Source organism: Citrobacter sp. RHBSTW-00029 (genome assembly GCF_014104295.1).
Taxonomy (GTDB): Bacteria; Pseudomonadota; Gammaproteobacteria; order Enterobacterales; family Enterobacteriaceae; genus Citrobacter; species Citrobacter youngae.
Window position 1 is genome coordinate 422,994 of sequence record NZ_JABXRT010000001.1, and the last position, 20,728, is coordinate 443,721.

Below are 20,728 nucleotides of genomic sequence, written 5' to 3' on the forward strand. Positions count from 1 at the left end.
CAGCCCTTTTTCATTTCTGAAGGCTCACTATGACAGACGCAACTTCCCGCCGTTCCGCTTATTCCCGACTTCTTGACCGCGCCGTGCGAATACTTGCGATGCGCGACCACAGTGAGCAGGAACTGCGGCGTAAGCTGGCCGCTCCGGTGATGGGAAAAAATGGACCGGAAGACATTGATGCTACGCCGGAGGATTACGACAAGGTCATCGCCTGGTGTATTGAAAGTCGCTATCTGGATGATGACCGCTTCGTTCAGCAGTTTATCGCCAGCCGCAGTCGTAAGGGCTACGGACCTGCCCGCGTGCGTCAGGAATTAAATCAGAAAGGGATCGCGCGTGAGTCCATTGAGCGTGCTATGCGCGAGTGTGAAATTGACTGGGCAGTGCTTGCGCGCGAGCAGGCCGTCCGGAAGTACGGTGAACCTTTACCTGTGGAATTTTCAGATAAGGTAAAGGTCCAGCGTTTTTTGCTCTATCGCGGCTATCTGATGGAAGATATTCAGGCAATATGGCGAAATTTTGACGATTGAGCGCATACGGGATTTTACTTCCCAGTAAAGAAAACTTATCTTATTCCCACTTTTCGATTGCCAGAGGCGCAGTTTACGTGCCGATGCTGGTAATGACATTTCGTTAGCTTGATTTCTTCAGGATAATTATGAGCAAGAGCACCGCTGAGATCCGTCAGGCGTTTCTCGATTTTTTCCATAGTAAAGGACATCAGGTAGTTGCCAGCAGCTCCCTGGTACCGAACAATGACCCTACTTTGTTGTTTACCAACGCCGGGATGAACCAGTTCAAGGATGTTTTCCTTGGCCTCGACAAGCGTAATTATTCCCGCGCAACCACCTCGCAGCGTTGCGTACGTGCGGGCGGTAAGCACAACGACCTGGAAAACGTCGGTTACACTGCACGTCACCATACCTTTTTCGAAATGCTGGGCAACTTCAGCTTCGGCGATTACTTCAAACACGACGCCATTCAATACGCATGGGAACTGTTGACCGGTGAAAACTGGTTTGCCCTGCCAAAAGAGCGTCTGTGGGTCACCGTCTATGAAACTGACGATGAAGCCTATGAAATCTGGGAAAAAGAAGTCGGTATTCCGCGCGAACGTATCATCCGTATCGGTGATAACAAAGGCGCGGCTTATGCTTCCGACAACTTCTGGCAGATGGGTGATACCGGTCCTTGCGGTCCGTGCACCGAAATTTTCTACGACCACGGCGACCATATTTGGGGTGGCCCTCCGGGAAGCGCGGAAGAAGATGGCGATCGCTACATTGAGATCTGGAACATCGTCTTCATGCAGTTCAACCGTCAGGCTGACGGCACCATGGAACCGCTGCCGAAACCGTCCGTGGATACCGGTATGGGTCTGGAGCGTATTGCGGCCGTGCTGCAACACGTTAACTCCAACTATGAAATTGACCTGTTCCGTTCACTGATTGAGTCCGTGGCGAAAGTCACCGGCGCGACCGATCTGAGCAATAAATCACTGCGCGTTATCGCCGACCATATCCGTTCCTGTGCGTTCCTGATTGCCGATGGCGTTGTTCCGTCTAATGAAAACCGTGGCTATGTGCTGCGCCGTATCATTCGTCGCGCAGTTCGTCATGGCAACATGCTGGGCGCGAAGGACACCTTCTTCTACAAGCTGGTTGGTCCGCTGGTAGATGTAATGGGTTCCGCGGGCGAAGAGCTGAAGCGTCAACAGTCTATGGTTGAGCAGGTTCTGAAAACCGAAGAAGAGCAGTTTGCGCGTACGCTGGAGCGTGGCCTGGCGCTGCTGGATGAAGAACTGGCAAAACTGTCCGGCGATACGCTGGACGGCGAAACCGCATTCCGTCTGTATGACACCTACGGTTTCCCGGTTGACCTGACGGCAGACGTTTGCCGCGAGCGTAACATTAAGGTTGATGAAGCGGGCTTTGAAGCCGCAATGGAAGAACAGCGCCGTCGCGCACGTGAAGCCAGCGGCTTTGGCGCAGACTACAATGCGATGATTCGCGTTGATGGTGCTTCTGAATTTAAAGGCTACGAGCACCTGGAACTGAACGGCAAAGTCACCGCGCTGTTTGTTGATGGTAAAGCGGTAGACGCCATTAACGCAGGTCAGGATGCCGTTGTCGTTCTTGACCAGACACCGTTCTATGCGGAATCTGGTGGTCAGGTTGGCGATAAAGGCGAACTGAAAGGTGCGGGCTTCGCGTTTGCCGTTAGCGACACGCAGAAATATGGTCAGGCGATTGGCCACATCGGCAAACTGTCTGCGGGTTCTCTGAAAGTTGGCGATGCAGTGCAGGCTGATGTGGATGAAGCGCGTCGTGCACGTATTCGCCTGAACCACTCCGCAACGCATCTGATGCACGCGGCGCTGCGCCAGGTTCTGGGCACGCACGTGGCACAGAAAGGTTCGCTGGTTAACGATAAAATCCTGCGCTTCGACTTCTCTCATACCGAAGCGATGAAGCCTGCTGAAATCCGTGCCGTTGAAGATCTGGTGAATGCGCAAATTCGTCGCAACCTGCCGATTGAAACGAACATCATGGATCTTGAGGCGGCGAAAGCCAAAGGTGCAATGGCGCTGTTTGGTGAGAAATACGATGACCACGTGCGTGTACTGAGTATGGGTGATTTCTCTACCGAACTGTGTGGTGGTACTCACGCCAGCCGTACGGGCGATATCGGTCTGTTCCGTATTATCTCCGAGTCTGGTACTGCGGCAGGCGTTCGTCGTATCGAAGCCGTGACTGGTGAAGGCGCTCTTAATACCGTGCATGCTGAAAGCGATCGCTTAAGCGATATTGCGCAGTTGCTGAAAGGCGATAGCCAGAATATCGGTGACAAAGTTCGTTCCGTACTGGAACGTACGCGTCAGCTCGAAAAAGAATTGCAGCAATTGAAGGAACAGGCCGCAGCGCAGGAAAGTGCGAACCTTTCCAGCAAAGCCGTTGATATCAATGGCGTGAAGCTGTTGGTCAGCGAGCTTGCGGACGTTGAACCGAAAATGCTGCGTACCATGGTTGATGATCTGAAAAATCAGCTGGGTTCTACTGTTGTCGTACTGGCAACAGTTGCTGAAGGTAAGGTTTCTCTGATTGCGGGCGTGTCTAAGGATGTGACAGACCGCGTGAAAGCAGGGGAACTGATTGGGATGGTCGCTCAGCAGGTAGGCGGCAAGGGTGGTGGTCGTCCGGACATGGCGCAAGCCGGTGGTACGGATGCTGCGGCTCTGCCGGCAGCGTTAGCCAGTGTGAAAGGCTGGGTTAGCGCAAAACTGTAAAAATTATAAGCGTAAGCCGACGCTGCGGACTTCAATCCGCAGTGTTTGCGTCAACGCTATCGACAACGATAAAGTCAGGTTGAAGTTGTGTATATCGGCTAAACTTAGGTTTAACAGAATGTGATGCCGTGACTGCTTACACTTAGGTGTTTGTCATCGCTTACTTTTTGGCGTTATATGATGGATAATGCCGGGATACAGAGAGACCCGACTCTTTTAATCTTTCAAGGAGCAAAGAATGCTGATTCTGACTCGTCGAGTTGGTGAGACCCTCATGATAGGCGATGAGGTCACCGTGACAGTTTTAGGGGTGAAGGGCAACCAGGTGCGCATTGGCGTCAACGCCCCGAAAGAAGTTTCTGTCCATCGGGAAGAGATCTACCAGCGTATCCAGGCTGAAAAATCCCAGCAGTCCAGTTACTAAGGTTTTCGCGTCTCACCTGTCTGGTGAGGCGCAACCTGATCGAGTTACCCTTTTTCTTCTCTGTTCTTCTTCGTCCTCCCCATTTTTTCGATTCCACTGGGCGTAATGCCTTTCCCTACGAAGTTTCCGTTTGTTCACTGCTTCAGGAAATTGCCAATTTATCTGTTGATAAAACACTCTTTTTGCCGTTTTTGCAGACTAATTGCGCGTGAAATGTGCAAACGATAAAAGCTCTGGAAAAATTGTTTGACTTATAAGTCCCAGAAAGTAATATGTGCGCCACGCAGCGACGATGAGCAGAAACAAGTTCTTCGAAGCACTCGCAAGAGGCGTGTTGGTGAGGTGGCCGAGAGGCTGAAGGCGCTCCCCTGCTAAGGGAGTATGCGGTCAAAAGCTGCATCCGGGGTTCGAATCCCCGCCTCACCGCCATTTGCATCCGTAGCTCAGCTGGATAGAGTACTCGGCTACGAACCGAGCGGTCGGAGGTTCGAATCCTCCCGGATGCACCATCTTCTCTGCAATAACGCATTAGCGTTGTTACGGAAATCGATATCACTTTAGCAGCGATATCAAATCTGCAGTAAGTAAGTTTTCCTGATGCATCCGTAGCTCAGCTGGATAGAGTACTCGGCTACGAACCGAGCGGTCGGAGGTTCGAATCCTCCCGGATGCACCATCTTCTTCGCAGTATCAGTAGTAAACAGCAATTCCCGATGCATCCGTAGCTCAGCTGGATAGAGTACTCGGCTACGAACCGAGCGGTCGGAGGTTCGAATCCTCCCGGATGCACCATCTTCTCCGAGATAGCAGCAAAACTGTTGTTTCATGGTCTGCGAGATAATCGCCAGTACCAGGGAGGATAACGTTGCTTCAGCAACGGCCCGCAGGGCGAGGCGCAGCCGAGTAATCCTCCCGGATGCACCATCTTCTTTGCAGTATCAGTAGTAATCAGCAATTCCCGATGCATCCGTAGCTCAGCTGGATAGAGTACTCGGCTACGAACCGAGCGGTCGGAGGTTCGAATCCTCCCGGATGCACCATCTCCCCCTTTAAATTATTTCCACATATTCTCTGAATGCCCCTCAATTCGCTGTCAGCGACAAAATCAATCAATTACGATAAAATAACGTCTGGTCATTCGGCTTGCGAGAAGACGATGTACGAACGTTATGCGGGTTTGATTTTTGATATGGATGGCACCATCCTGGATACCGAGCCAACGCACCGTAAGGCGTGGCATGAGGTATTGGGGCATTATGGGCTGCGTTTTGATGAACAAGCCATGGTCGCCCTCAACGGCTCCCCAACGTGGCGTATTGCCCAGTCGGTAATTGAATTGAATCATGCCGATCTCGACCCCCATGCCTTAGCGCGTGAAAAAACCGACAAGGTGAGAAGCATGTTGCTGGATAGCGTCCAGCCTCTGCCGTTGGTTGACGTCGTGAAAGCCTGGCATGGGCGTCGGCCTATGGCGGTAGGAACGGGGAGTGAAAGTGCGATTGCAGAAGCGCTGCTTACTCACCTTGGGCTGCGTCGTTATTTTGATGCCGTGGTGGCGGCCGATCACGTACAACGCCACAAACCGGCTCCTGATACGTTTTTGCTCTGTGCTGAACGTATGGGCGTTGAACCGGCGCGTTGCGTCGTGTTTGAAGATGCCGATTTTGGGCTTCAGGCGGCGCGTGCCGCAGGAATGGACGCCGTGGATGTCCGGTTATTGTGAGTGATGGACTGTCGCTCCTCTCGCTGTTTGCCAGCAGCTTTCTCAGCGCCACGCTATTACCTGGAAATTCTGAAGTTGTTTTAGTTGCCTTACTGGTTTCTGGAGCGAGTCATCCCTGGGTCTTAGTTTTAACAGCAACAATGGGTAATAGCCTTGGAGGGTTAACTAACGTTATCCTTGGGCGTTTCTTTCCGTTGCGTAAAACATCGCGCTGGCAAGAAAAAGCCACTGGCTGGCTGAGGCGCTATGGCGCTGTCACACTATTATTAAGCTGGATGCCGGTTGTGGGTGATTTACTGTGCTTGTTAGCGGGATGGATGCGCATCTCGTGGGGCCCAGTTCTCTTTTTTTTATGTCTTGGCAAAGCGCTGCGCTATGTTGTGGTCGCGGCGGTTACGACGCAAGGCATTATGTGGTGGCACTAATTGTGTTGTGGAATAACCTGCAGGTTGACCAATACCATTATGCTAATTAAAACGATTTTGACAGGCGGGAGGTCAATTTGATCCCGGACGTATCACAGGCGCTGGCCTGGCTGGAAAAACATCCTCATGCGTTAGAGGGGATTCAACGCGGGCTCGAGCGCGAAACGCTGCGTGTTAATGCTGATGGTTCATTGGCAACGACAGGCCATCCTGAAGTGTTAGGCTCAGCGCTAACGCATAAATGGATAACCACTGACTTTGCCGAAACACTGCTGGAGTTTATTACTCCACCGGGCGATGACATTCACAAAATGCTCACGTTCATGCGCGATCTGCATCGCTATACCGCAAGGAATCTTGGCGATGAGCGTATGTGGCCGTTGAGCATGCCTTGCTATATTGCCGAAGGTCAGGATATCGAGCTGGCGCAGTACGGTACGTCGAATATCGGTCGTCTGAAAACCCTTTACCGTGAAGGCCTCAAAAACCGTTACGGCGCGTTGATGCAGACTATCTCCGGCGTACACTACAACTTCTCGCTGCCGATGGCTTTCTGGCAGGCGAAATGTGGCGTAACAGATGGCGATGAAGACGCTAAAGAAAAAGTGTCAGCAGGGTATTTCCGTCTGATTCGCAACTACTACCGTTTTGGTTGGGTGATCCCGTATCTGTTTGGCGCCTCTCCGGCCATTTGTTCCTCCTTCCTGCAAGGAAAACCGACAACGCTGCCGTTTGAAAAAACCGATTGTGGTATGTATTACCTGCCTTATGCCACGTCGCTGCGTCTGAGTGACCTGGGTTATACCAATAAGTCGCAAAGCAATCTCGGAATTACGTTTAACGATTTGCATGAGTATGTGGCAGGATTGAAGCGCGCGATTAAAACGCCTTCAGAGGAGTACGCGGCGATCGGTCTGGAGAAAGACGGTAAGCGCCTGCAAATCAACAGCAACGTTTTGCAGATCGAAAATGAACTGTATGCGCCAATTCGTCCGAAACGCGTGACTCGCAGCGGTGAAACGCCGTCTGATGCGCTTCTACGCGGCGGCATTGAGTATATCGAAGTGCGTTCGCTCGACATCAACCCCTTCTCGCCAATCGGCGTAGATGAACAACAGGTGCGCTTCCTCGATTTGTTCATGGTTTGGTGCGTTCTGGCTGATGCCCCGGAAATGAGTAGCGACGAGCTGCTGTGTACGCGTACTAACTGGAATCGCGTTATTCTGGAAGGGCGCAAGCCAGGCCTGACGTTAGGTATTGGTTGTGAAACGGCCCAGTTCCCGCTGCCTAAAGTGGGTAAAGATCTGTTCCGTGACCTGAAACGCGTGGCACAAACGCTGGACAGCATCGATGGGGGAGAGGAGTATCAGAAGGTCTGCGATCAACTGGTGGCCTGTTTTGACAATCCTGAACTGACTTTCTCAGCTCGCATCCTGCGGTCTATGATTGATGAAGGCATTGGCGGCACGGGCAAAGCGCTGGGTGAGGCTTACCGAAATCTGCTGCGTGAAGAACCATTAGAAATATTGCAGGAAGCTGAATTTATTGCTGAAACCGAGGCTTCGAAGCGTCGTCAGCAGGAGATAGAAGCGGCTGATACTGAGCCGTTTAGCGTGTGGCTGGAAAAGCACGCTTGATACAAAAGAAAAAGGCCACTCGGGAGTGGCCAAAATTTCATCTCTGAAAACAGGGATGATGATAACAAATGCGCGTCTTTCATATACTCAGACTCGCCCCGGAACAAAGAGTTCAGATTATTTTTAAAAAATTTATCGGAGGTGGCTAAATGCCGTTGTTAGATAGTTTTACTGTCGATCACACCCGGATGGAAGCTCCCGCGGTCCGGGTTGCAAAAACGATGAACACCCCGCATGGCGACGCAATCACCGTGTTTGATCTGCGTTTCTGCATTCCGAACAAAGAAGTGATGCCTGAGAAAGGTATCCATACGCTGGAACACCTGTTTGCAGGTTTTATGCGTAATCACCTTAATGGTAACGGCGTTGAGATTATCGATATCTCTCCGATGGGATGCCGTACCGGCTTCTACATGAGCCTGATTGGTACGCCGGACGAGCAGCGTGTTGCCGATGCGTGGAAAGCGGCGATGGCGGACGTGCTGAAAGTGCAGGATCAGAACCAGATCCCAGAACTGAACGTTTACCAGTGCGGTACGTATCAGATGCACTCTCTTAGCGAAGCACAGGATATCGCGCGTCATATTCTGGAGCATGATGTGCGCGTGAACAGCAATGAAGAGCTGGCGCTACCGAAAGAGAAACTGCAGGAATTGCATATTTAGTCTTATTGATTAGCTGTTCCAGTATTTAAATTAACCCCGGTTTATATCCGGGGTTTTTTATTACTTAATATAATGTGTGTTTATTATATTTGCGGCAAGAATACATTTTAATTTAAGTAATGCCTGACCTGTTAAATAATAAAATGTGATCTGGTAGACAGAAAGAGGCGGATAATTAATGATGCCAGAGTGTATTGATCACATAAACTAAAAAACATAAATAATTAATAGAAAAACATAATGGAATGCGCCAGATATCCGGGTAATAACAAGACTCTTTTAATAGCCGGTAGATAGGGTTTTTATCAAATCTTATCTGGTATACATTAAACTTTAGGGATAAAAAATGAAGGTGAAATATTTAGCGCTTGTGGTCGGCGCTTGCTTTTCGCATAACCTTTGGGCAGCAAATACCGCTATTGAACAGCGTCTTGCCGAACTGGAGCAGCGCGTGATTAATGCCGAACAGCGAGCCGCAGATGCTGAATTGCAAATTCGCTCGCTGAGGCAGCAGCAGGTAGCCGCAGCGCCGACGGTGCAAGTACAGTCTGCTGAACCCTCCGCCTCTACGGAAAATCCACCCAAGTTAACGCTATCCGGTTTTAGCGATATCAAGTTCTATGGCGACGTTGAGTTTAATATGGATGCGGCAAGCCGCTCTGGTAGTCTGACATCAACCAGAACTTCGGCAAATAAAGATTGGGCGCCGGGAACGAATGAACGTTGGGATATCAACGGGCGTCTGCTATTAGGGTTTGATGGCTACCAACGACTGAACAACGGTAATTTCGCTGGATTCTCAGTTCAGCCGCTGGCAGACCTGACCGGAAAAATGAATCTCGATGATGCAGTGTTCTTTTTTGGCCAGGAAAAAGACTGGCAAATTAAGGTCGGACGTTTTGAAGCGTACGATATGTTCCCGCTGAATCAAGATACGTTTATTGAATATTCAGGTAATACGGCGAATGACCTTTACAGCGATGGCTATGGCTATATTTATATGATGAAAGAGGGGCGTGGACGTAGCGACAGCGGCGGTAATTTCCTGATAAGTAAAACCATCGATAACTGGTATTTTGAAGTGAATACATTGATGGAAAATGGCAGTACGCTCTATACCGAGAAGCAGTACCACGGGATGGACTTAACCAATGATAAAAACGTGGCTTACGTGCGCCCGGTGATCGCCTGGCAGAACGGGCGTTTCTCGACGGCAGTGGCGATGGAAAGTAACGTCGTTAACAACGCCTACGGCTATTATGAGAACGGGAAGTGGATCGATCAGTCCGATCGTACGGGGTATGGTTTTACCATGACCTGGGACGGACAAAAAACCGATCCGGAAGACGGCGCGGTGATTAACCTGAATACTGCTTATATGGACGCGACCGATGAGACCGATTTTACCGCTGGGGTGAACGCGTTGTGGCATCGATTCGAACTGGGCTATATCTATGCGCATAACAACATTGACGCTTTCAATGCCACCAACCTGGAGGCCGTTTGCGAGGAAGACTGCTGGATCACCGATCCGGGCAGCTATGACATTCACACCATTCATGCCTCATACTTATTCCCTAACGTAATGAATATGAGAAACTTTAATATCTATCTCGGTGCTTATGCCTCATGGGTTGAGGCCGATCCGAACAATGGCGACAACAGCGAAGATGCACGTTACGGTGGACGCCTGAGATTCAAATATTATTTCTGATGCTGGCCACAATAAAAAAGGGATCCGCAGATCCCTTTTATCAGAGAGTTAGTGCGCTCCACCGCCGCCGCCGCCCGCGCCGAAGGGCGGTTTGGCGAACCACACCAGACCAAGCAAAACCAGGAAGATCCCCGCCGACATCCAGAAGATTTCGTTGGCGGAAATAATCAGACCCTGATTAGTGATCTGCTGGGCTATCCACCCTGACGCCTGCTGGTGCGTCATCCCTAAATCCTGCAGCTTGTCGTACATTGCCTGAGCATTTGGGTTGTAGGGGTTAACGGATTCCGTCAGTTGCGCATGGTGCAGCGACTCACGGTTAGTCCACATCGTTGTTGTAATCGATGTGCCGATGGAACCTGCCAGCGTTCGCGTAAAATTCGACAAGCTGGATGCCGCCGCCAGACGCTCAGGCGGTAAACCGGACAGCGTAATGGTGGTTAGCGGCATAAAGAAGCAGGCTACTGCGAACCCCTGAATAAACTGTGGCCAGGCCGATGCACCAAAGTCCATACCCGGCTCGAACGTCCACGCACGCCAGTAGAAACAGACGGCGTACATAATAAAACTGAACGTCACCAGCCGACGCATATCCAGCTTGTGCGCGAAGCGGCCGATAATCGGCGACAGGATCACCGGAATCACCCCAACCGGCGCTGACGCCAGACCAGCCCAGGTTGCCGTATAGCCGTATACCTCCTGCAACAGCTGCGGCAGCAGGACGATTGCGCCGAAGTAGAGCATATAGGCCAGGCTGATACACAGGCAGCCGATGGTAAAGTTGCGCGACTTAAAAAGCGAGAGATCGACAATGGGGTGCTCGTCGGTAAGCTCCCAGACGATCAGGAAGCTGATAGCCACCACGGCGACCACTGTCAGGATGATAATCTCCTGCGAGGCGAACCAGTCCAGCTCTTTGCCGCGGTCGAGCATAATCTGCAAACTGCCGATACCGATGACCAGCAGTGCCAGACCAATGGCGTCAATGCGCCGCTGCTCGGTTTTGGTTTCCCGACCGCGCAGGGTTTGCAGGGTCATCAATACCACCGCAGCCCCGATTGGCACGTTGATAAAAAATATCCAGCCCCAGTGATAGTTGTCGCTGATATAGCCCCCCAGAATAGGACCACATATCGGGGCAACAATCACCGTCATCGACCATAGCGCGAGGGCGATGGAACGCTTGGCGGGTGGATAGTTATTCAATAACAGGCTTTGTGACAGCGGAATTAATGGACCAGCGACAATCCCTTGGATCACGCGGAAGAAAATCAGCATGTTCAGGCTGGTGGACATCCCGCATGCCCATGACGCAATGACGAAGGCGATAGTTGACCACATAAAGAGTCTTACTTCGCCAAAGCGTTTTGCCAGCCAGCCGGTGATCGGAATAGAGATAGCGTTCGCCACCCCGAATGAGGTGATCACCCAGGTTCCCTGGCTCAGTGAAGAGCCGAGGTTCCCGGCGATAGTGGGGATCGCCACGTTAGCAATGGTGGAGTCCAGCACCTGCATGAATGTCGCCAGGGACAGCGCGATCGTCATTATGACGAGCTGCGCGCCTTCCAGCGGTTTTTGCTGTTGCATCACACGCACCTTTGAATTAGCCCGCGTTGGCCCGCACGATCTCTTCGATCATCTTATTGACCGGAGCAAGGTCGATTTCACGTGCATTACTTTCTGATACTGGCGTGGTGCGGACCTGGCTTGCCAGAATTTGTCCGTCACGATTGGAGGTATCGACTGTAACCAGCGTAGACAAACCGATCCGCAGAGGATGCTGTGCCAGCTGCTGCGCATCCAGTTCGATACGCACCGGCAGACGCTGGACGACTTTGATCCAGTTGCCGGTTGCGTTTTGCGCCGGCAGCAGGGAGAAGGCGCTGCCCGTACCCATGTCGAGGCCGACAACTTTACCGGTATATTTTACGTCATCGCCGTAAATATCGCTGATAACGGTTGCTGGTTGGCCGATACGCATGTGCGCGAGCTGCGTTTCTTTGAAGTTGGCATCTACCCACAGGTTAGTGGCCGGAACAACCGCCATTAGCGGCGTGGTTGAGCTAATTTGCGCACCAGGCTGTACAGCGCGACGGGATACATAACCGGTCATTGGGCTGACAATTCTGGTACGTTCCAGCGCCAGCCAGGCATTGCGCACTTCGGTGGCTGCCTGTTGCACGGCGGGCTGATCTTCCAGCTTGCTACCCAGAATCATCGCCTGGTTAGCATTATATTGTTGGATTGCGACATCAAGCTGAGCCTGAGCGCTGGCGACGGCATCACGCGCATGTTGCAGCTCTTCGCGGCCAATCAGGTTGGCGTTGCCCAGCGGGACTCGGCGATTAAAGTCGCTTTGTGCCTGCGCCAGAGCTGTTTTCTGCACTTCAATGCTTGCCTGTAACTGCTTGCTGTTGATCATCAACTGGTGCGTCTGACGCACGCTGGAAGCCAGCGCAGTTTTGGCTTTTTCAAATGCCTGCTTGGCATCAGTCTGGTCGAGGGTGACCAACACATCGCCTTGTTTTACAAAGTCAGTGTTATCAGCCCAGACTTTCGTCACACTGCCTGATACCTGAGCCATGATTTGAACCTGGTTCCCTGCCACGTACGCATCGTCTGTCTCTTCGACATGACGAAGTACTAAAAACCAATAAATCCCATATGCCACGGCAATGATAATAAAGAGCAAGGTCAGAAGGAGCAGCATACTTTTACGTTTGCCATTCTTCTTGACCGGTTGCTGCGGGGTTTGAGTCTCCGCATTTGCGCTCATGTTGTTCTCCACGATCTTATTTTTTTCACATCGGCTGAGCCGACCTGTTTATCAGACAGGCCAGCAGTATGCGTGCTGGCCTGTCGGTTTTTTCATTTATAAATCTGGATTTCTGAGCGAGTCGGCGCGTTAGCGCAGCGCTTCTAACACCGTGCCATCCTGCTCCATCTGATCAAGACGGGTCAGAAGTTTACGGGTAATTTGCTCAAGCTGATCTTTTTCGGTGGTGCTAAGAGACGACCAGAGCTGATGCAGGCAATTATGCTGAGGCGGTAACACCTCTTGCAAAAATGCATGGCCTTTCTCGGTCAATTGCAGATGCAGACAGCGGCGATCGTTATCGCTTTCGCGACGTTCGATCCAGCCACGTTTTTCTAACTCATCCGCGATGCGGGTAGCGTTAGTACGTGACGAGCCAAGCGCACAACTCAGTTCAGAAGGCTGAATACTGTGGTTTTCCTGAGACTCCAGCGTAATCAACGCCATAAACAACGTCTCGTTAATCCCTTGAGCTTTCAGCATCTTATTGCGGTTTTCCAGCAGCTTGCCCTGCATGTGCATGCATAGACGAGTCAGAAGCACTTCCTGATAAGGGAACTCTTCGTAGCGGCTGGCGCGAAATTTTAGCATTTGTTCAATGGGCGTAAACGAACTATCCATTTGGGTATAACCTCATTAATTTCAGCCGATATAGTAACGACAGTGACAAATAAAGTAAATGTATTATTAATTTAAAATGATTGTTTTTATCTATAAGACAACCAGCATTTTCCAGGCTAATCCATAGCCCAGAGCACTCAGTAACGTTGGAATGATGATGCTGCGGGTCTTATAGAAGCTTGCACCCAGTATGACAAACCCCACCAGAGTAGGCACGAACCGACGAGCGTCGTGCATCACTTCTGGCGCGGTAGACACCACCAGCAGGGCGCAAATTGATGTAATGCCAATAGTGTCGAGTAATATGCCTGTCGCGCCGCGCTTCGTCGGGCGAACATTGCCGACCCCAAGACGGAGCGGCAAATAGCGAAAACAGTAATTTACGCAGCCGACCAACAGGCCAAGTAGCAGAACCTCATAGCTCATCAGGACCTCCTTGCCAAAATGACTGGATGAGCGCCGTCAGGCAGCCACAGACAATACCTGCAAGGATAGCGGCAGGGATGGAAAACAGCATGACGCCTGCCAGCGCCCCGGCCAGGGCCGCAGTCACGCAGAGCGCTTGTTTACGTTGGAATGACGCGAGTAGGAAGCTCATAAACAGCGCCGGGAGCATGAAGCCCAGTGCCGCTTCAACCGCCGGGTAATCCTTGAGTAAACCACTGCCGGAAAACGCGCCGAGCACCGTACCAAACACCCAGGAGGCCCAGGAGCATAGCGCAATGCCGATCATCCAGTTTTCACTCCAGCGCCGGTTATCCCGTACCAGTTTTGCCGTTGCAGCGGCAAAGACTTCATCGGTAAGGCCAAAAGCCCACAGCGCGCTTTTGGGTTTACTCAGTCGCTGAGCGATCCGACTACGCAGGGAAGGGCCGTACAAAACATGACGGACATCCATGGCCATGACGGTCAGCGCGGCGACCCACAGCGAACTGCCTGCGGCGAGCATGGTGGTAATGACAAACTGGCTGGCTCCTGCATAGATAATGCAGGAGAAAAAGACGCTTTCAACCGGCGTAAAGCCAAGGCGAGTGGCATTGAGACCAAATGCAAAAGCGACTGGAATATAGCTGATGACTATCGGCAGGCTATCTTTGAAACCTTCAGTTAGCGTTGCAGAACTGGGTTCAGGTTGGGGAACAGGGCTTTCCATAGGGCTATAGGCTTCATTACCGAAATTAATATAACTTGGTTCAATGAGTTATAACCTTAGCAGACTGATGGGCTCCTTAACACCCTACGGAGCCCAATCAGCGGTAAACATGCGCTATACGCTTAATTTACGGCTTCCTGACGGTGAAAACCTCGCCACCAGACCAACAGGTTGAGTATGGCAACGGTCGTACCTGCCAGACAAACGCCAGCCCACCCGGCATGCTGCCAGGCAGAGGCTGAAATCAGCGAACCTGCCGCTCCGCCAATAAAATAGCTGGTCATGTATCCGGCGGTCAGGCGATTACGTGCGTCAGGATGAATGCGATAAATAACCGTCTGGTTGGTGATGTGCACTCCCTGAACGGTGAGGTCCAACACCAGAATACCGATAATCAGCATGGGGACTGAAGCGTGCCCAAACCAAATAGCAAGCCAGGAGAGTAGCAGTAATAGCAGCCCCATGGTTGTGGTCAGGTGGGATTTACCTTTATCGGCAAAACCGCCCGCCGGACGTGCGCCTAACGCCCCTGCGGCACCCGCCAGACCGAACAGACCAATCATTCCTTCTGAATAGTTAAACGGCGGTGCGGCGAGCAAAAACGCCATTGATGTCCACAGAATACTGAAATTGGCAAAGGTCAGACAGCCCAGCATTGCGCGGGTACGCAGCAGTTTATCGTGGATAAACAGGCTGAATACGGAGCCTAACAGCTGCGGATAGTTGAGATGGGTATCGGATTTCATCTTCGGCAGGCCGCGCCACAGTGCAACCGCCATCAGCGCCATTAATACCGATGCCACCCAAAATACGGTGCGCCAGCCGCCAAGATTCGCCAGTAATCCCGCCACGGTGCGCGCCAGCAGAATGCCCAACAGCAGGCCGCTCATAATCGTGCCGACGACTTTACCGCGCTTGTCCGGTGTGGCAAGCGTTGCCGCCAGCGGAACTAAAATCTGTGCCACTACCGAGAACAGCCCGGTCAGGGCAGTACCGAGGATCAGCATACCCAGCGACTGGCTGCTGGCGGTGATCAGCATGCCACCAGCCGCTAACAGCGTCATGGAGACAATCAGCATCCGGCGTTCAAACATATCGCCGAGCGGCACTAAGAACAGCAGGCCGGCGGCGTAGCCGAGCTGGGCCGCGGTGACGATAAACCCTGCGGTACTGGCAGAGAGCGAAAAGTTGCGCGCGATGGTATCGAGCAGCGGCTGCGCATAATAGTTACTGGCGACGGCGAGGCCGGTGGCAATAGACATTAACAGGATCAGCGAAGGGCTAAGTCCCTGAGTAGTTTTCGTCATTGTTTTCAACTGAGTAATGGGTTGCAGAAAACAATCATAACGGAAGTGATTAAATGTTGCTGATTTGTTGAGTGATGGATTGTGCGATTGGAGGAGGGTGGATAGGACGGATGGTGGCGCATCGCGCCACCATCCGGCATTTATGCGGTTACTGGCCTGATGGTACTACGCTCATCAGGCCTGCGAGTGGGTTATTTCTGCGCGGCCAGCGCTTCGTTCACCCAGCCGTCAAACTGCTGCTGGTGGGCTTTGATCCAGCCGTCAACGTGACCCTGCACGTCGGCTTCAGATGCTTTCCCATCGTGCATCATTGCGTTCTGCGCGTTGATATCCGCCAGCGGCAGCTTCATGATGGCAAACAGTTTCGCCGCAGCCGGGTTTTTCTCCGCCCAGGCTTTATTGGCGACAATATGCATCGTGTTCACCGGGAAGCCGTAGTTGGCGCCGTTTGGCAGCTTGGTATCAATATCTTTCTGCTCGCCTGGCAGGGAAGAGAACGGCACCTGCAGCCAGACCACATCTTTACCCGGCTTCATTACGTCGCTGACCCAGTACGGTGTCCAGGTGTAGTAAAGAATGGGTTTACCTTCTTTGAAGCGGGTAATGGTGTCAGCCATCATCGCTGCATAGTTACCGTGGCTGACCTCGACGGTTTTTTCCAGATCGAAAGCTTTGTTCTGGTGGTTGATTACTGCTTCACAACCCCAGCCCGGTGAACAGCCCATCATATCGGCTTTTCCGTCACCGTTGGTGTCAAAGATTTTGGCGATCTTCGGATCTTTTAACTGGGCGATATTGGTGATTTTGTACTGCTCAGCGGTTTTCTTGTCGATCAGATAACCCTGTGCGGCACCCGTAACGAATACCCCCTCGCGATAAAATTTTTTGTCTCCGCCCGCCGCGGCGTACATATCATCATGCAGCGGCTGCCAGTTCACGGCGGTAAAAGTTGCATCGCCAGAGGCAATGGAGGTATAGCCGACGTTGTAGTCAACTTCGCTGGTTTTGTTAACGGTGTAACCCAGTTTCTCCAGCGCACGGGCGACTAACTGCGTCTGGAAGGATTCTTCAGAGATAGTGCTCTGGATAGGCTGTACGGTGATGCCTTTGCCCGGCAGGTCGGCAGCGAAAGTGCTGGTGGAGACAAGGGTGGCAAACGCTGTGGCAATAATGATTTTCTGTCGCATCGTTGTTCCTTATTGCACTTCATCCTTCAAGCCGCCTCTTTGTTGGCTGCATTCATGCACCCCAGTCACGTACTACTTGTACGCTCCTGGGGATACATTCGTTTGCCGCCTCGATGCAACTTGAACGATTTTGCGCAAGTTAATGAATTGTAGGCCCGGTAAGCAATGCGCCACCGGGCAACGGGTGAATTACTTCGTGAAAGGGCGAGTGATAAGCCCAACGGGACCAGTGGTGTACCAGCGACGGTTGCCACGGCTACGCGAATCGCGACCAACGGCCTGCGTCAGGCGATCCAGAATGATGGCGAGGATCACAATCCCAACTCCGCCGACGGTGGCAAGCCCCATATCCAGACGACCAATTCCGCGCAGAACCATCTGACCCAGCCCGCCCACGGCAATCATCGACGCGATGACGACCATTGAGAGCGCCAGCATCAGCGTCTGGTTAACCCCGGCCATAATGGTGGGCATTGCCAGCGGGAGCTGCACTTTAAACAGCATCTGACGCGGGCTGGCACCAAACGAGCGCGAGGCTTCAATCAGATCGGCTGGCACCTGGTTAATCCCCAGAATAGTCAGACGTACGATTGGCGGCAGGGCGAAGATAATCGTCACCACTACGCCCGGGACGTTACCAATACCGAACAACATGACAATCGGCACCAGATAGACAAACGCGGGTGTGGTTTGCATCGCATCCAGCAGCGGGCGAACAATTTTTGCTGCCCGAGGGCTACGCGCTAACCAGATCCCCATCGGCAGGCCAATCACCACGCAGAACAGCAGCGCGGTCAACACCAGCGCCAGGGTTATCATGGCCTGTGACCACGCGCCGATGGCACCGATGGCAATCAAGGAAATCAGCGTAGCAACGCCCATCCCAACGCCAGAAATCTGCCAGGCAATCAGCGCGAACAGGATAATCGCCACCGGGGCTGGCATACCTAACAGCAGCTGTTGAAAACCGTTGAGAATGTAATCCACCGGGACACGAATGCCCTGGAAGACCGGACGGAAATGGGTAACGACCCAGTCGATCCCCTCTGTGACCCAGCTGTCCAGCGGGATCAGCGTTTTATGGAACGGATCCATAATATTGAAATGCTCTGGTGCCGGCGCGGGGGTACTGGTCAGCCAGTCCGCGCCACCGCCGTCAGTGGGCGCACCGGATGGCGTGCTCCAGGCATCGGCAGTTTGTGCGGCGCTGTCGGCCGCTGGTGTGGTATCCCACGGATTAGTTTGATCAGCCATTGTTTACCCCCTCACGATCTAAAGCCTGTAACAGCATGCGTTTTGAAATGACGCCCACATACTGCTGTTCCTCATCAACAACCGGCACCGCGCACGGGGCCTGGCCGACATGAGAAAGCAACTCGCTGAGAGGAGTTTGTGCATCTACGGCTAACGGCTCATCGATCAATGCCGCTTCAATACCTTGCGCCTGACTTAACGCTGTTTTTAAGGAGTCGATTGAAACAACGCCAACGAATTTATTGCCGCGTTCGATCACGTAACCATATTCACGATCTTTGTCCTGCAATAATTGCAGCGCCGAACGTGGACCCACTCCAGGCGTTTTACGAATTAAACCTTCGGGGCTACGGCGTGAAATATCTTTCGCACTGAAGACCTGGCTAATATCAACGCCGCGGAAGAAGGTGCGTACATAATCATTGGCCGGATTATTCAGGATTTCATCCGGCGTGCCGACCTGCACCACTTCACCGTTTTGCATAATGGCAATTCTGTCGCCAATACGCATGGCTTCGTCGAGGTCGTGCGAAATAAAGACCACGGTGCGCTGATGCTTCGCCTGTAGTTTTACCAGTTCATCCTGCATCTCAGTACGAATTAATGGATCGAGGGCTGAGAAGGCCTCATCCATTAATAAGATGTCAGGATTAATGGCTAATGCACGGGCGAGGCCCACACGCTGGCGCATCCCCCCGGAAAGTTCATCCGGGTATCCGTGAGCATAATTCTCCAGACCAACCTGACGTAGCGCATCTAACGCTTTTTCACGACGTTCATCCGCACCAACACCGGCTAATTCCATGCCGAATGCCGTATTGTCCAGCACCGTCATGTGTGGCATCAGGGCAAAGGACTGGAACACCATCGCAATCTTTTTTCTGCGCACCTCGCGAAGCTCAGCATCGGATATCCGGGCGATGTCTACGCCGTCAATCAATACCTGCCCGCGGGTGGGTTCAATCAGGCGATTGAGAAGGCGTACCATTGTGGATTTACCCGAACCGGATAATCCCATGATGACAAATATCTCGCCTTCTTCAATGGCCAGACTGGCGTTCTTAACGCCAAGCGATAGCCCCGTTTTATCCAGAATCTGCTCTTTTGAAAGTCCTTTTTCAATATATTTGAAGGCTCTCTGGGGATGCTCTCCAAATATCTTATAGAGATTTTTAACTTCTAATTTAATTGCCATGCAATAGAATGATTCCTGTTATTTGTTTATATCGATATATTACCTGATGGAAATAGTGACCTTTTTCTACCCTAACATACTGAGAATCTGAGACAACCCTGAATTTGGTTGTGGCATGAATATTGCCAAAGGCCAGATGGCGGGACTTCCCGTGATATAAGGGCTGAGCGCGAATGTGAACGGGTTAATATTTTTTGTAAATGGCAATGAAAAATCGCCTGAATTGCTGGAATGCAGGCGAATAATGCGGCTGATATTGAGTGTAGATCACACAATTATATTTGCACGACAAAAGTGTGATCCTGTTAAAATATTTCCGCGAAAAATGTACGGTATTTCCCGTAGAAATGATTGCTAGAAATTCCAGTCGTCATCTTCGGTTTCGACCGCTTTTCCCATCACATAGGATGAACCGGAACCCGAGAAGAAATCGTGGTTTTCGTCAGCGTTGGGCGACAGCGCGGCAAGGATTGCCGGGTTAACCTCCGCCATTTCAGGCGGGAATAATGCCTCATATCCCAAATTCATTAATGCCTTATTGGCGTTGTAACAAAGGAAGGCTTTGACGTCATCCACCCAGCCGGTTTCTGCATACAATTCTTCCGTATAGCGCGCTTCGTTATCATACAATTCGATCAGCAGATCGAAGGCAAAGTTCTTTAACTCTTCGCGTGCTGATTCGGAAATATGCTCCAGACCTTTTTGATATTTATAACCAATGTAATACCCATGAACCGCTTCATCACGAATGATCAGACGAATGAGATCGGCGGTATTGGTCAGTTTACCGCGGCTGGAGAAATACATCGGTAACCAGAAGCCAGAATAGAAGAGGAAGGATTCCAGAAACACGCTGGCTATTTTTTTCTTCAACGGTTCGTCGCTGGCGTAATGTGCCAAAACAATCTGCGCCTTGCGCTGGAGTGGGGTGTTTTCTTCACTCCAGGCGTAAGCTGCATCCACATCTTTGGTCTGGCAAAGGGTGGAGAAAATAGAGCTGTAGGAACGGGCGTGCACCGCCTCCATAAAGCTGATATTTGACAGCACCGCCTCTTCATGCGGCGTTAACGAATCAGTCATTAACGCTGGTGCTCCGGCAACATTCTGAATGGTGTCGAGCAGCGTCAGTCCGGTAAAAACGCGGATTGTTAGCTGCTGTTCGGCTGCGTTCAACGTTTGCCAGGCCGGAATGTCATTGGAGAGCGGGACCTTTTCCGGTAGCCAGAAGTTACTGGTCAGGCGGTTCCATACCTCAAGATCTTTATCATCCTCAATCTTGTTCCAGTTGATGGCGCTCACGCGGGATAATGTCATTTTCTCCT

18 protein-coding genes and 5 tRNA genes are annotated in these 20,728 nt (G+C 51.8%); 13 read left to right on the forward strand and 10 right to left on the reverse strand.

The features are described from left to right. Positions 1 to 29: 29 nt before the first annotated feature. The 13 genes from recX (at position 30) to HV041_RS02145 (ending at position 9,874) form a co-directional block, all read left to right on the forward strand. Positions 30 to 530, forward strand: a complete 501-nt coding sequence (gene recX, locus HV041_RS02085; RefSeq protein ID WP_116361109.1) for a recombination regulator RecX — start codon at positions 30 to 32, stop codon at positions 528 to 530. Between the two features lie 128 nt (positions 531 to 658). Then, the gene (alaS, locus tag HV041_RS02090; RefSeq protein ID WP_048213013.1) at positions 659 to 3,286 is read left to right on the forward strand and encodes an alanine--tRNA ligase; all 2,628 of its coding nucleotides are present in this window, start codon (positions 659 to 661) and stop codon (positions 3,284 to 3,286) included. A gap of 238 nt (positions 3,287 to 3,524) precedes the next feature. After that, positions 3,525 to 3,710: a carbon storage regulator CsrA gene (gene csrA, locus HV041_RS02095; RefSeq protein ID WP_000906486.1), complete on the forward strand. Its 186-nt coding sequence runs from the start codon at positions 3,525 to 3,527 to the stop codon at positions 3,708 to 3,710. A 336-nt stretch (positions 3,711 to 4,046) separates the two neighbouring features. Beyond that, positions 4,047 to 4,139, forward strand: a tRNA-Ser gene (locus tag HV041_RS02100). 3 nt (positions 4,140 to 4,142) lie between these two features. Continuing rightward, positions 4,143 to 4,219: transfer RNA gene (locus HV041_RS02105), tRNA-Arg, on the forward strand. A gap of 90 nt (positions 4,220 to 4,309) precedes the next feature. Continuing rightward, a tRNA-Arg gene (locus HV041_RS02110) sits at positions 4,310 to 4,386 on the forward strand. Positions 4,387 to 4,425: 39 nt separating this feature from the next. Then, a tRNA-Arg gene (locus HV041_RS02115) sits at positions 4,426 to 4,502 on the forward strand. Between the two features lie 171 nt (positions 4,503 to 4,673). Next, positions 4,674 to 4,750: transfer RNA gene (locus tag HV041_RS02120), tRNA-Arg, on the forward strand. A 116-nt stretch (positions 4,751 to 4,866) separates the two neighbouring features. Beyond that, positions 4,867 to 5,433, forward strand: a complete 567-nt coding sequence (yqaB, locus tag HV041_RS02125) for a fructose-1-phosphate/6-phosphogluconate phosphatase (protein ID WP_048213012.1) — start codon at positions 4,867 to 4,869, stop codon at positions 5,431 to 5,433. Next, positions 5,430 to 5,858, forward strand: a complete 429-nt coding sequence (locus HV041_RS02130; protein ID WP_042313100.1) for a YqaA family protein — start codon at positions 5,430 to 5,432, stop codon at positions 5,856 to 5,858. Before yqaB ends, HV041_RS02130 begins: the two co-directional genes overlap by 4 nt. A gap of 77 nt (positions 5,859 to 5,935) precedes the next feature. After that, a complete protein-coding gene (gshA, locus tag HV041_RS02135) occupies positions 5,936 to 7,495 on the forward strand; it encodes a glutamate--cysteine ligase (protein WP_121584966.1) in 1,560 nt (519 codons plus the stop codon). Positions 7,496 to 7,644: 149 nt separating this feature from the next. Then, a complete protein-coding gene (gene luxS, locus HV041_RS02140; RefSeq protein WP_016154160.1) occupies positions 7,645 to 8,160 on the forward strand; it encodes an S-ribosylhomocysteine lyase in 516 nt (171 codons plus the stop codon). Between the two features lie 346 nt (positions 8,161 to 8,506). Next, the gene (locus tag HV041_RS02145; protein ID WP_165712444.1) at positions 8,507 to 9,874 is read left to right on the forward strand and encodes a carbohydrate porin; all 1,368 of its coding nucleotides are present in this window, start codon (positions 8,507 to 8,509) and stop codon (positions 9,872 to 9,874) included. A gap of 48 nt (positions 9,875 to 9,922) precedes the next feature. On the opposite strand, the gene emrB is transcribed toward HV041_RS02145, so the two are convergent. The 10 genes from emrB to nrdF all read right to left on the reverse strand — a co-directional run bounded on the left by emrB (position 9,923) and on the right by nrdF (position 20,720). Continuing rightward, positions 9,923 to 11,461, reverse strand: a complete 1,539-nt coding sequence (gene emrB, locus HV041_RS02150) for a multidrug efflux MFS transporter permease subunit EmrB (protein ID WP_016154159.1) — start codon at positions 11,459 to 11,461, stop codon at positions 9,923 to 9,925. Between the two features lie 16 nt (positions 11,462 to 11,477). Next, positions 11,478 to 12,650 (reverse strand): multidrug efflux MFS transporter periplasmic adaptor subunit EmrA, encoded by a 1,173-nt coding sequence (gene emrA, locus HV041_RS02155; RefSeq protein WP_121584964.1) that lies wholly within the window; start codon positions 12,648 to 12,650, stop codon positions 11,478 to 11,480. A gap of 129 nt (positions 12,651 to 12,779) precedes the next feature. Then, positions 12,780 to 13,310, reverse strand: coding sequence for a multidrug efflux transporter EmrAB transcriptional repressor EmrR (emrR, locus tag HV041_RS02160; protein WP_042313109.1), 531 nt, complete (start codon positions 13,308 to 13,310; stop codon positions 12,780 to 12,782). Between the two features lie 90 nt (positions 13,311 to 13,400). Further along, on the reverse strand, positions 13,401 to 13,736 hold the full coding sequence (gene ygaH / locus HV041_RS02165; RefSeq protein WP_003037297.1) for an L-valine transporter subunit YgaH: 336 nt from the start codon (positions 13,734 to 13,736) through the stop codon (positions 13,401 to 13,403). After that, a complete protein-coding gene (locus HV041_RS02170) occupies positions 13,726 to 14,463 on the reverse strand; it encodes an AzlC family ABC transporter permease (protein WP_121584963.1) in 738 nt (245 codons plus the stop codon). The genes ygaH and HV041_RS02170 overlap by 11 nt, the downstream gene beginning before the upstream one ends. Positions 14,464 to 14,585: 122 nt before the next feature. Continuing rightward, on the reverse strand, positions 14,586 to 15,770 hold the full coding sequence (locus HV041_RS02175; RefSeq protein WP_003839673.1) for an MFS transporter: 1,185 nt from the start codon (positions 15,768 to 15,770) through the stop codon (positions 14,586 to 14,588). A gap of 191 nt (positions 15,771 to 15,961) precedes the next feature. After that, positions 15,962 to 16,957 carry a glycine betaine/L-proline ABC transporter substrate-binding protein ProX gene (proX, locus tag HV041_RS02180; RefSeq protein ID WP_043017315.1) on the reverse strand — a complete coding sequence of 332 codons (996 nt, stop codon included), beginning with the start codon at positions 16,955 to 16,957 and terminating at the stop codon, positions 15,962 to 15,964. Between the two features lie 189 nt (positions 16,958 to 17,146). Next, positions 17,147 to 18,211 carry a glycine betaine/L-proline ABC transporter permease ProW gene (proW, locus tag HV041_RS02185; RefSeq protein ID WP_121584962.1) on the reverse strand — a complete coding sequence of 355 codons (1,065 nt, stop codon included), beginning with the start codon at positions 18,209 to 18,211 and terminating at the stop codon, positions 17,147 to 17,149. Beyond that, on the reverse strand, positions 18,204 to 19,406 hold the full coding sequence (gene proV / locus HV041_RS02190) for a glycine betaine/L-proline ABC transporter ATP-binding protein ProV (RefSeq protein WP_003037282.1): 1,203 nt from the start codon (positions 19,404 to 19,406) through the stop codon (positions 18,204 to 18,206). Before proV ends, proW begins: the two co-directional genes overlap by 8 nt. Positions 19,407 to 19,760: 354 nt before the next feature. After that, the gene (nrdF, locus tag HV041_RS02195; RefSeq protein ID WP_121584961.1) at positions 19,761 to 20,720 is read right to left on the reverse strand and encodes a class 1b ribonucleoside-diphosphate reductase subunit beta; all 960 of its coding nucleotides are present in this window, start codon (positions 20,718 to 20,720) and stop codon (positions 19,761 to 19,763) included. Between the last annotated feature and the right edge of the window lie 8 nt (positions 20,721 to 20,728).